The 12,210-nt window shown below is 69.3% G+C and carries 9 protein-coding genes; all 9 read left to right on the plus strand.

What is annotated here, in order from left to right; all coding sequences use genetic code 11:
- The first annotated feature begins 26 nt into the window (after positions 1-26).
- The 9 genes from AC0VYP_RS07100 (at position 27) to AC0VYP_RS07140 (ending at position 12,210) form a co-directional block, all read left to right on the plus strand.
- Positions 27-1,469: an NAD(P)/FAD-dependent oxidoreductase gene (locus AC0VYP_RS07100; protein WP_475473091.1), complete on the plus strand. Its 1,443-nt coding sequence runs from the start codon at positions 27-29 to the stop codon at positions 1,467-1,469.
- A gap of 108 nt (positions 1,470-1,577) precedes the next feature.
- Positions 1,578-2,606 (plus strand): N-acetyl-gamma-glutamyl-phosphate reductase, encoded by a 1,029-nt coding sequence (argC, locus tag AC0VYP_RS07105; protein ID WP_475473092.1) that lies wholly within the window; start codon positions 1,578-1,580, stop codon positions 2,604-2,606.
- Positions 2,607-2,690: 84 nt separating this feature from the next.
- Positions 2,691-3,845, plus strand: a complete 1,155-nt coding sequence (gene argJ / locus AC0VYP_RS07110) for a bifunctional glutamate N-acetyltransferase/amino-acid acetyltransferase ArgJ (RefSeq protein WP_475473093.1) — start codon at positions 2,691-2,693, stop codon at positions 3,843-3,845.
- Positions 3,842-4,747: an acetylglutamate kinase gene (gene argB, locus AC0VYP_RS07115; RefSeq protein ID WP_475473095.1), complete on the plus strand. Its 906-nt coding sequence runs from the start codon at positions 3,842-3,844 to the stop codon at positions 4,745-4,747. The genes argJ and argB overlap by 4 nt, the downstream gene beginning before the upstream one ends.
- Positions 4,744-5,961, plus strand: a complete 1,218-nt coding sequence (locus tag AC0VYP_RS07120) for an acetylornithine transaminase (RefSeq protein WP_285759522.1) — start codon at positions 4,744-4,746, stop codon at positions 5,959-5,961. Before argB ends, AC0VYP_RS07120 begins: the two co-directional genes overlap by 4 nt.
- Positions 5,958-6,491, plus strand: a complete 534-nt coding sequence (locus tag AC0VYP_RS07125; protein ID WP_475473097.1) for an arginine repressor — start codon at positions 5,958-5,960, stop codon at positions 6,489-6,491. Before AC0VYP_RS07120 ends, AC0VYP_RS07125 begins: the two co-directional genes overlap by 4 nt.
- Before the next feature lie 73 nt (positions 6,492-6,564).
- Entirely contained in the window at positions 6,565-7,764 is a 1,200-nt protein-coding gene (locus AC0VYP_RS07130; RefSeq protein WP_475473098.1) for an argininosuccinate synthase, read from the plus strand.
- A 111-nt stretch (positions 7,765-7,875) separates the two neighbouring features.
- The gene (argH, locus tag AC0VYP_RS07135) at positions 7,876-9,297 is read left to right on the plus strand and encodes an argininosuccinate lyase (RefSeq protein ID WP_475473100.1); all 1,422 of its coding nucleotides are present in this window, start codon (positions 7,876-7,878) and stop codon (positions 9,295-9,297) included.
- Between the two features lie 225 nt (positions 9,298-9,522).
- On the plus strand, positions 9,523-12,210 hold the full coding sequence (locus tag AC0VYP_RS07140) for a sensor histidine kinase (protein WP_475473102.1): 2,688 nt from the start codon (positions 9,523-9,525) through the stop codon (positions 12,208-12,210).

A 12,210-nucleotide genomic window follows, 5' to 3' on the forward strand; every position in this document is an offset into this window, starting at 1 on the left:
GTGCAACGTCGAGGGGAGTCCCAACCATGAAACTCATCGCGAGTGCGGCCGAGATGCGGGCGATCCCCCGGTCAACGGAGTTCCGCAACGGCGGTGTGTCCTTCTGGTACCGGGAGCAGGGACTGCCCGAGCGTCGCGCGCCGCTGCCCGGCTCCGCCGACTACGACGTGTGCGTCGTGGGCGCCGGCTACACCGGCCTGTGGACTGCCTATTACCTCAAGAAAGCACAGCCCGACCTGCGCATCGCGATCCTGGAACGCGAGTTCGCCGGTTTCGGTGCCTCCGGGCGCAACGGCGGTTGGCTGTCCGCGGAGTTCGCGGGATCACGGGAACGCTATGCGGAGTCCCACGGCAAGGGGCCGATGATCGCCCTCCAGCGCGCCATGATGGCCTCGGTGGACGAGGTCATCGCGGTGGCGGAGCGCGAGGGGATCGACGCGGACATCGTCAAGGGCGGAATGCGCACGGTCGCCACCAACTCCGCCCAGGAGGCCCGCCTGCTGGAGGAGATCGCCTACCTCCAGGAGTGGGGCTACTGGCCCGAAGACATCTACCTGCTGGACCCCGGGCACGAACCCGCACTACAGGTGGCCGGTGCGGTCGCCGCCGCCTTCAGTCCGCACGCCGCGCGCATCCAGCCGGCCAAGCTCGCCACCGGGCTGGCCAGGGTGGTGGAGGCGTTGGGGGTGGACATCTTCGAGGACACCGCCGTCACCGAGATCACGCCCCGGACGGGGCGCGAGCACCCCTCGGCCGTGACGCCGGGGGGTACGGTGCGTGCCGAGCACATCATCCGCGCCACCGAGGGGTTCACCTCGTCCCTCGCCGGTCAGCGCCGCCAGTGGCTGCCGATGAACAGTTCCATGATCGCCACCGAACCCTTGGACGCCCGGACATGGGAGCGGATCGGCTGGAGCGGTCGGGAGGTCCTCGGCGACGCCGCGCACGCGTACGTCTACGCCCAGCGCACCGCCGACGACCGGATCGCCATCGGCGGACGTGGCGTGCCCTACCGGTTCGGCTCCGCCCACGACGCCAACGGGGCTACCCAGCCGCAGGCCATCGCGGAGCTGTGGCGGGCCCTGGTGCGGCTGTTCCCGGCCGCTGCCGAAGCCCCTGTGGCGCACGCCTGGTCCGGGGTGCTGGGGGTGCCCAGGGACTGGTGCCCGACCGTGCACGTGGACCACGCCGAGGGGCTGGGATGGGCCGGCGGGTACGTCGGCAGCGGTGTGAGCACCTCCAATCTCGCCGGACGCACCCTGCGCGATCTCGTGCTGCGCCGTACCACCGAACTGACCCGGCTGCCGTGGGTCGGCCACCGGGTGCGCGGCTGGGAACCCGAACCGTTGCGCTGGATCGGTACCCAGGTCATCTACGGCCTCTACCGGACCGCCGACCGCCGTGAGTCCGACCGCGTCTCCCAGACATCCGGTTTCGCCGATCTGGCCGCCAAGATCTCGGGGCGCTGATCGGTCGCCCGTCGGCCCGCCGGTCGATCCTTATGCGCTGGCTTGCATAAATTTTCAGCAGCGTGCATGATGGTGCACAACGCGCACCATCTCACGGGGGAGTCAAGCATGGGTCACACCGCTGCCGTCGCCGGTGCCAGCGGCTACGCGGGCGGCGAGCTCCTGCGTATCCTGCTCGACCACCCCGACATCGAGATCGGCACACTCACCGCCGGCGGCAACGCCGGCACCCCCCTGGGCGCACACCACCCGCACCTGATCGCTTTGGCCGATCGCGTCCTCGCCGACACCAGCGCCGTGACACTGGCCGGCCACGACATCGTGTTCCTGGCCCTTCCCCACGGCCAGTCCGCGGCCATCGCCGCCGAGCTGGGCGAGGACGTGCTCGTCGTGGACCTGGGAGCCGACTTCCGGCTCACCGACGCCGACGACTGGACGGCCTTCTACGGCTCGGAACACGCCGGGACCTGGCCGTACGGTCTCCCCGAACTCCCGGGAGCCCGCACGGCCCTCACCGGTGCCAGGCGCATCGCCGTACCCGGCTGTTACCCCACCTGCGGAACCATCGCCCTGTTCCCGGCCTATGCAGAGGCGCTCGTGGAGCCCGAAGCCGTGGTCGTCGCCGTCTCAGGAGCCTCCGGAGCGGGCAAGGCCCCCAAACCCACCACCGTGGCCTCGGAGGTCATGGGCTCGGTCAGCACCTACGCCGTGGGCGGTGCACACCGTCATACGCCCGAGTTCGCACAGAACCTCTCGGTCGCTGCCGGTGCCCGCGTCACCGTCTCCTTCACGCCGATGGTCGCGCCCATGCCCCGCGGAATCCTGGCCAACTGCTCGGCCCCGCTCAAGCCGGGGATCACCGCGGCCGACGTTCGCGCCGCCTATCAGCGGCACCTCGCCGACGAACCCTTCGCGCACCTCCTGCCCGAGGGCACCTGGCCCAGCACCGGAATGACGGTGGGCGCAAACCACGCGCTCGTGCAGGTCACCGTGGACGAGGCCGCCGGTCGTCTCGTCGCTGTCGCTGCCATCGACAACCTCACCAAGGGCACCGCGGGCGGGGCCGTGCAGAGCACCAACATCGCCCTGGGCCTGCCCGAGACCACCGGCCTGCCCGCCGCCGGTATCGCACCCTAGCCACCGCCCGGCGGACCGTGTCCGCCCCGAACCATCCAGCGCGGTCCCGCCCACCCGGCGGGGCAACCGACGAAAGGCAGCACAGTGAGTGTTACCGCGCCCCGCGGTTTCCGAGCCGCCGGAGTGGCAGCCGGAATCAAAGGCGGTGAGCACCGCGACGTCGCCGTGATCGTCAACGACGGACCTTCCCGAGCCGCCGCAGCCGTCTTCACCACCAACCGGGTGAAGGCCGCGCCGGTCCTGTGGTCCCAGCAGGTCCTCGCAGGCGGCCGGGTGTACGCGGTGGTCCTCAACTCCGGCGGCGCCAACGCCTGCACCGGTGCGCCCGGCTTCCAGGACACCCACGCCACCGCGGAGCGCCTCGCGGACGCGTTGGAGGACTCCGCCGCCGAGATCGTCGTCTGTTCCACCGGCCTGATCGGCGAGCGGTTGCCGATGCCCGAGCTCCTGGCCGGTGTTGACGCGGCAGCGTCCACCGTTGCCCGCGACGGCGGACTGGACGCCGCCGACGCGATCCGCACCACCGACAGCGTCTCCAAGATCGCTTTCCGGCGCGGTGGGGACGGCTACACCATCGGAGGTATGGCCAAGGGCGCCGGAATGCTCGCCCCCTCGCTGGCCACCATGCTCTCGGTGCTCACCACCGATGCCGACCTCACGTCCGAACAGTGCGACACGCTGCTGCGCGCGGCCACCGCCTGCACGTTCGAGCGGGTCAACGCCGACGGCTGCACCTCGACCAACGACACCGTGCTCCTGATGGCCTCCGGGGCCTCGGGCGTGGTGCCCGACACCGCCGAGTTCGCCCGGCTGCTCACCGAGGTCTGCCAGGACCTGTGCAATCAGCTCATCGCCGATGCAGAAGGCGCCTCCAAGACCATCGCCATCGAGGTGGTCGGCGCGGCCAGCACCACCGACGCCGTCGCTGTCGGCCGCTCCATCGCCCGCAACGCGCTGTTCAAATGCGCGATCTACGGTGAGGACCCCAACTGGGGGCGGGTGCTCTCTGCGGTAGGCACCACCGACGCCGTCTTCGAACCCGACCACCTCAACGTCGCCATCAACGGAGTGTGGATCTGCCGGGGCGGTGCGGTGGGCGACGACCGCTCCAAGGTCAACCTCAAGCCCCGTGAGGTGACCGTCACCGTCAACCTCTCCGCCGGAACCGAAGCCGCCACCGTCTGGACCACCGACCTGACCGCCGAATACGTCCACGAGAACTCGGCCTACTCGACATGATCTCCAGAATCCACGCCGCTGCCCTTGAGAAAGCCAACATCCTCATCGAGGCACTGCCCTGGCTCGGCGCGCTCCACGGCAAGACCGTCGTCATCAAGTACGGCGGAAACGCGATGACCGACCCCGAACTGCGGGAGCGCTTCGCCGAGAACATCGTCTTCCTGCACTACGCGGGCCTTCGCCCGGTCGTCGTGCACGGTGGCGGCCCGCAGATCAGCGCCCACCTCGACCGGCTCGGCGTGGAAAGCACCTTCGCCGGGGGACTGCGCGTCACCACGCCCGAGACGATGGACGTCGTCCGGATGGTCCTGGTCGGGCAGGTCAACCGTGAGATCGTCGGGCTGATCAACGCCCACGGCCCTTTCGCCGTAGGCATGTCGGGTGAGGACGCCCATCTGTTCACCGCCGAGCGCAAGCCCGCCATCGTCAACGGCGAGCCCGTCAACATCGGTCTGGTCGGCGAGGTCGTGGACGTGCAGCCCGGTGCGGTGCGCAGTCTGCTCGACGACGGCCGGATCCCGGTCGTGTCCAGCATCGCCCGCTCGACGGACGGCGTGTACAACGTCAACGCCGACACCGCGGCGGCAGCCCTGGCCGTGGCGCTGGGCGCGACCAAACTCATCGTGCTGACCGACGTCGAAGGCCTCTACGCCGACTACCCGGCCAACTCCGACCTGATCAGCTATCTTTCCGCCACCGAGCTGGAGCAGCTGCTTCCCGAGCTTTCCTCGGGCATGGTGCCCAAGATGGAGGCGTGCCTGCGGGCGGTTCGCGGCGGTGTCCCGCAGGCGCACGTGCTGGACGGCCGGGTTCCCAACGCGATGCTCCTGGAAATCTTCACCGACGACGGCATCGGCACCATGGTGCTCGCCGACGAGTCCACCGAAGGAGAGCTGCCATGAGCGCCACCGAGCAGCTGCGCGCACGGTTCGAGTCCGTCTTCATGCCCAATTACGGCACGCCGCCGATCGCACTGGTCAAGGGGGAGGGACGCCACGTCGTCGATGCCGACGGCAAGCGCTACCTCGACCTGATCGCGGGCATCGCGGTGTCCGCGCTCGGCCACGGCCACCCCGCCCTCGCCAAGGCGGTCGCCGCGCAGGCAGAAACGCTGGCCCACACCAGCAACCTCTTCCTCAACGAGCCCGAGATCGCGCTTGCCGAACGGCTCGTCGGCCTGCTCGGCGTACCCGCCAGGGTCTTTCTCGCCAATTCGGGCACCGAGGCCAACGAGGCCGCGCTCAAGCTCGTCAAGCGCGTCGCCGGTCCCGACCGTACGTACTTCGTCTCCACCGTCGCGGGTTTCCACGGGCGCACCTCCGGATCGCTCGCCCTCACCGGCAAGGACGCCATCCGTGAACCGTTCGGGCCTTTCGGCCTGGACGTGCGGTTCGTCGCGCACGGGGACGCCGAGGCCCTGCGCGCGGCGGTCACGCCCGCCTGTGCAGGAGTCTTCGTCGAACCCATCCAGGGCGAGGCAGGAGTGGTCGCCCCCGACCCGGATTACCTGCACGCCGTGCGCGAGATCTGCGATGAGAACGGGGCGGCGTTCGTCCTGGACGAGATCCAGAGCGGCGTCGGACGCACCGGTCACTGGTTCGCCCATCAGGGGCACGGTGTGCTGCCCGACGTCATGACCCTGGCCAAGGGCCTGGCCGGCGGGCTTCCTATCGGGGCCTGCATCGGTTTCGGACCCTACGGGACGGCCTTCGCCAAGGGCGACCACGGTTCCACCTTCGGCGGAAACCCGATCGCGGCGGCCGCAGCGCTGGCGGTCCTGGACACCATCGAGGCCGACGGTCTCCTGGAGTCGGCAGCCCGGCTCGGCGCGCTGCTCGCCCAGGAGATCCTGGACGTCCACCACCCTCTGATCACGGGGGTACGCGGAGCCGGCCTGTGGCGCGGCATCGTGCTGGCCGCCCCCGTCGCCGCCCGGGTCCAAGCGCGCGCCGCAGCCGCGGGTTTCCTCGTCAACGCGGTTACCCCCGACACGATCCGCCTCGCCCCGCCGCTGACGATCACCCGTGGCGAGGTCCTGGAGTTCACCGGTGCACTGCCCAAGATCCTGGCCGCCGTGGCCGCAGAGGGCGACGGGGACGGGGCAGGGCGACGATGACCGTCGATGGTGTGAAGGGCTCCCCGCTCACCAAGGCCGCCCGGCACGCCCGGATCACCGAGGTGCTGACAAAGAACGACGTCCGCTCCCAGAGTGATCTCGCCAGGCGGCTGGCGGAGGCTGGTGTGCAGGTCACGCAGGCGACGCTGTCGCGCGACCTGGACGAGCTGGGAGCGGTCAAACTCCGCACCGTCAACGGAAACCTGGTCTACGTCCTCCCCGGCGAAGGCGGTGAACGCCTGCAACGGGCGCGCACCGACAACCTGGGCCTGGAGCACGTGTTCAACTCACGTATGAGCCGACTTGCCGAAGACCTCCTGGTCTCGGCCGAAGCCTCGGCCAACATGGTCATCGTTCGCACCCCGCCCGGGGCCGCGCAGTACCTGGCCTCGGCGATCGACCACACCGACATCCCCGCGATCCTGGGCACCATCGCCGGCGACGACACCATCCTGGTGATCGCCCGCGATCCCCAAGGGGGCGGGGAGCTCGCGGCGGCGTTGCTTCGGCTCGCCAACCGGCGCCCCTGACCGGGCGCCGAGCACAAGGAACGGCCGAAGCACGCGCATCGGCGTCCACCATTTCCACGTAGGAGAGAAACTCATGACCGAGCGGGTCGTACTCGCGTACTCCGGCGGACTCGACACCTCCGTCGCCATCGGCTGGATCGCCGAAGAGACCGGCGCCGAGGTCGTCGCCGTCGCCATCGACTGCGGCCAGGGCGGCGAGGATCTCGACGTCATCCGCAAACGCGCACTGGACTGCGGCGCGGTCGAGGCGGTCGTCGCCGACGCACGCGACGAGTTCGCCAACGAATACTGCGTCCCGGCCCTCCAGGCCAACGCGCTCTACATGGACCGCTATCCCCTGGTCTCGGCACTGTCGCGGCCCCTGATCGTCAAGCACCTCGCCGACGCCGCCCGTTACCACAACGCCACCATGGTCGCCCACGGCTGCACCGGCAAGGGCAACGACCAGGTGCGCTTCGAGGCGGGCCTGGCCGCGCTGTTCCCCGAGCTCAAGGTCCTCGCCCCGGTCCGCGACTCCGGCATGACCCGCGACAAGGCCATCGCCTTCGCCGCCGAGAAGGGGCTGCCGATCGACGTCACCAAGAAGTCCCCGTACTCCATCGACCAGAACCTGTTCGGTCGTGCCGTGGAGACCGGCTTCCTGGAGGACATCTGGAACGGTCCCATCGAGGACGTTTACGACTACACCCAGAACCCGGCCGAGGAGCGCCCGGCCGACGAACTGGTCATCTCCTTCACCGCGGGTGTCCCCACCGCGATCGACGGCAAGGAGCTCACCCCGCTCCAGATCATCGAGGAGCTCAACCGGCGTGCCGGAGCCCAGGGAATCGGCCGCATCGACATGGTCGAGGACCGGCTCGTGGGAATCAAGAGCCGCGAGATCTACGAGGCTCCCGGTGCCATCGCGCTGATCGCCGCCCACCAGGAGCTGGAGAACGTCACCGTCGAGCGCGAGCTCGCCCGGTTCAAGCGCGGGGTCAACCAGCGCTGGGGCGAGCTGGTCTACGACGGCCTGTGGTTCTCCCCCTTGAAGAAGGCCCTGGAAGGATTCATCGTCGAGGCCAACCAGGCCGTCACCGGCGACATCCGTATGGTCCTGCACGGCGGTCGCGCCGTCGTCACCGGCCGGCGCAGCGAGGCGTCGCTCTACGACTACGAGCTGGCCACGTATGACACCGGTGACACCTACGACCAGAGTCTGGCCCGGGGCTTCATCGACATCTGGAGCATGCCCGCCAAGATCGCCAGTCTCCGGGACCACAAGCTCTCCTGAGCCCTAGGCTCGCACCAGCAGCAGTACCGTTCGGCCGCCGCGGCGATATGCGCGGCGGCCGAACGCCTTCTCCCGCTCCTTTCGACCACTGACGAGATTTAAGGACCTACCGTGGCACACGAGCCCGACGACCAAGCCGTGCGGCTGTGGGGCGGACGCTTCGCAGGTGGCCCCTCCGAGGCGTTGGCCAGGCTCTCCCTCAGCACGCACTTCGACTGGCGACTCGCCCGCCACGACATCGCAGGGTCACGCGCCCACGCCCGGGTCCTGCACGCGGCCGGGCTGCTCACGCCCGACGAGCTCGCCCAGATGATCAAGGGCTTGGACCTGCTGGAGACCGACGTCGCGTCGGGAGCCTTCACACCGGTCCTGGCCGACGAGGACGTCCACACCGCACTCGAACGCGGTTTCATCGAGCGGGTGGGAACCGAACTCGGGGGACGGTTGCGTGCCGGGCGCTCCCGAAACGACCAGATCGCCACACTGGTCCGGATGTACCTGCGCGAGCAGGCCCGCGTCATCGCCGCAGAGGTTCTTGATCTGGTCTGCGCGTTGGCCGACCAGGCCGAGGCCAACATCGACGTCGCCATGCCCGGGCGCACCCACCTCCAGCACGCACAACCCGTGCTGCTCGCCCACCACCTCATGGCGCACGCCTGGCCTCTGGTCCGCGACGTGCAGCGGTTGCGCGACTGGGATGCCCGTGCGGACGCCTCCGCCTACGGTTCCGGCGCGCTGGCGGGTTCCTCGCTGGGCCTCGATCCCGAAGCCGTCGCCGCCGATCTCGGGTTCTCCCGGTCGGTGGAGAATTCCATCGACGGCACCGCTGCACGCGACGTGGTCGCGGAATTCGGTTTCGTCTCGGCGATGATCGGGGTGGACCTGTCCCGCTTCGCCGAGGAGATCATCCTGTGGGCGACGAAGGAGTTCTCCTTCGTCACGCTCGACGATGCCTTCTCCACCGGATCCTCCATCATGCCGCAGAAGAAGAACCCCGACATCGCCGAGCTGGCCCGCGGCAAGGCCGGTCGGCTCATCGGCGACCTCGCCGGCCTGCTCGCCACTCTCAAAGGGCTCCCACTGGCCTACAACCGGGACCTCCAGGAGGACAAGGAGCCGGTCTTCGACGCGGTCAACAACCTCACCATCCTGCTCCCGGCCTTCACCGGAATGGTCGCGACCCTCACCTTCGACGGTGAACGGATGGCCGAGCTCGCCCCGCAAGGGTTCTCCCTCGCCACCGACATCGCAGAGTGGCTCGTGCGCAGCCGTGTCCCGTTCCGGGAGGCCCATGAACTGGCCGGCGCGTGCGTGCGCGTGTGCGAGGAACGCGGTATCGATCTTCCCGACCTCACCGACGCCGATCTGGCTGCTGTCTCCCCCCACCTCACACCAGAGGTACGGGAGGTACTGACGGTCGGGGGATCGTTGGGCTCGCGTTCGGCAAAGGGGGGAACGGCCCCGGTCAGGGTCGCCGAGCAGCTGGCCGATCTGCGCTCCGCCATCGCCGGTCACCGGTCCTTCACCGGCTGACCCGACCGCTTCCTGCCGTAGGGCGGGCCGCGACACGTGCCGCGACCCGCCCTGCCCGTGTTCCCCGATCGAGTCCTCTGTCGTATCAGGGTGGATTTTGGTCAAAGCTCCCACAGGCCCCTTTGGCATCAGGTAGCGTCCAGAACCTGTCAGCACCAAGCGTGTGCATCCCCTGGCACAAAGTGAGGGCGATGCGTCCGGGGTCAGCCGCGGGGGAGGAGCTCAATGGGGAAGCCCGACGGTAGCGTCCGCAGTATTCGGTCACAGCTCAACCGGGTCGTGTTGATACCTGCGGTGACCTTCCTGCTGCTCTTCGCCGTGTTGAGCGCGGCCACGCTGATGCAGGCGTTCGCACTGCGTTCGGCCGGCGACGACGGCAGGAACGGGGTTTTCCTCTACCGCGCGGTGGTCGAGTTGCAGAACGAGCGCAGGCTCTCCGTCGAGTACGCCGCGGACCCGTCCCGTGCGACCTTCGAGTTGTTGCGCGATCAGTACGTCGCCACCGACGCCGCTGTCGCCGCCATCGGTTCGCGTGGCGAGCAGGTGGACACCGCCGCCACCGATACGGTCGCCGATCTCACCGACTCCTTCTTCGACGCCCTGCACGGGCGTGCGGCCTTGCGCGAGGAGGTCTCGGGAGGACAGGCCGATCGTGCAGGCGGCCATGAGCGATACAGCCATATCATCGACCTGGCGTTCGCGCTCTACGACGCACGGGCCAGACTCTTCCAGGACGGTGCCTCCGTTGCGTCGGCGGCCACCACCCTGGAGGCGCTGCGCACCCAGGAGGCGTTCTCCCGGGCCGACGCACTGCTGTCGGGGGCCCGCGCCGACGGCACCCTCACCACCGCCGAGCAGACCGATTTCACCGGCCAGTTCGCCGACGTACGCCAGCGTCTCTCGCAGATCGTCGCCAACCTCGACGAATCCGCCATCGGCCATCACGACGCGTTGACCGTTTCGCCCGACTGGAGCAGCCTGGTCGGCACGGCCGAGGCGATCTCGTCGTGGGCACCGCGGCCACCGACGCCCCCGGCCATCGGAACCGACCCCGAACCGGAACCGGTCGCGACCATTCCCAGCGAAGCGGAGGACTGGCGCCCCGTCGCCGACACCGTCAACGCCTCTCTCGTTCTGATGGCCGACACGCAGGCCGAAGCCACCATCGCGACCACCGATGCCGCAGGGGCGCGCAGTCTCTCGATCGCGATCGGCGGAGGCATCCTGGCGTTGTTCGCCGGTGCGCTCGCCTACGGCGCAGCCTCGAAGGCGGCAGGGCGCCTCACCTACCGGCTCGGTCGATTGCGTCAGGACACCCTTGACCTCTCCGGCACGGAACTGCCGCAGATCATGCACCGGCTGGAGCGCGGAGAGACCATCGATCTCGAAAGACAGCCGCGCTGTCTGGACTACGGCACCGACGAGGTCGGTCAGGTGGCCGATGCCTTCAACACCGCGCAGCGCAGGGCGGTGGGGGCCGCGGTCAAGCAGGCCGAGATCCGGGAGGGCGCGAACCGGGTCTTCCTCGCCATCGCCCACCGCAACCAGTCGCTCCTCCAGCGACAACTGCACCTGCTGGACCGGGTGGAGCGTGAGGAGGAGGACCCCGACCTGCTGGAGGACCTCTTCCAGCTGGACCATCTGGCCACCCGCGGTCGGCGCAACGCCGAGAACCTGATCATCCTGGGGGGCGGCCAGCCGGGGCGGCGTTGGCGCAACCCGATCCCATTGGTTGACATCCTGCGCGGAGCCATTTCCGAGACCGAGGAGTACGCGCGGGTCAAACTCCGGGTGGTTCCCAATCTGTCGCTGCGCGGTGCGGTCGTGGCCGATGTGATCCATCTGCTGGCGGAACTGGTCGAGAACGCCGCGGCCTACTCACCGCCGCACACCAAGGTGTTCATCCACAGTGAGATAGTGCCCAAGGGCGTAGTCGTGGAGATCGAGGATCGCGGACTGGGGATCAGCGACGAAGACCTCACGCAGGCCAACATCACGCTCTCCACCACACCGGAGTTCGATGTCATGGCACTCACCGAGGACGCCCGGTTGGGGCTCTTCGTGGTGGCCCGCCTGTCCAACAAGCACGATATCCGGGCGCAGTTGTGCACCTCTCCCTACGGCGGGACCCGCGCGGTGGTCCTCATTCCCTCCGCGCTGGTCGTCAACCCCGCCTCGCCCCCGTCCCCGACGGCGCGTTCCCGGCCCTCCGTGGCCAAGCCGGGGCGGGGGCGGGAGGACTTTCCGCGGATTCCCGACGACATCGGGGACCTGTTCGACCACTCGCGCGCCGGAGCGACCCGGACACCGATGCGTGGTGGGACCGCGCCCGGTTCCCGAGGGAGCAAACCTCAAGCACCCAAGTCCGACTCAGGTGACCGCCGTTCTCCCGGTTCGGCGGATTTCCCGGGCCAAGCACGCGAATCGGGGCGACCCTCCCCGGCTACTTCTCGTAATGCCCGGCCGGTGGGCGACCCGGTGCCGTATAACGTAACTGGACCTGTGGACCGGTCGTCTGCGACGCCGTCCACCGACGGCCGTCCTGCTCTGCCCACCCGGCACTCGGGGCCGGTCCGTCCGACGCAGGAGGGCCACGACCCGCGACCCGAACTGCCCAGGCGTCGCCGGCAGACCCACTTGGCCCCGCAGTTGCGCGAGGAGCAGCCGACCATCGCGCACCAGCCCGCCGGTTCGGCCGACGCACGGTCGCCCGAAGAAGCCCGCACGATGATGAGGGCTTTCCAGAACGGGACGCGTCTGGGACGCGCGAGCGAATCCGAGGAGACACCCGTGCACGAGCCCGCGTTGAACGGCTCCCGCCGTCTTGAACACGGATCGGGCGTCAGCACCCCGGCATCCCAGGGGCCGGGACGGCCGGTCCGTCCAGGCGACCACTCCGATAAGAGCGAATGA

Source organism: Nocardiopsis sp. iso_186 (assembly GCF_056173365.1).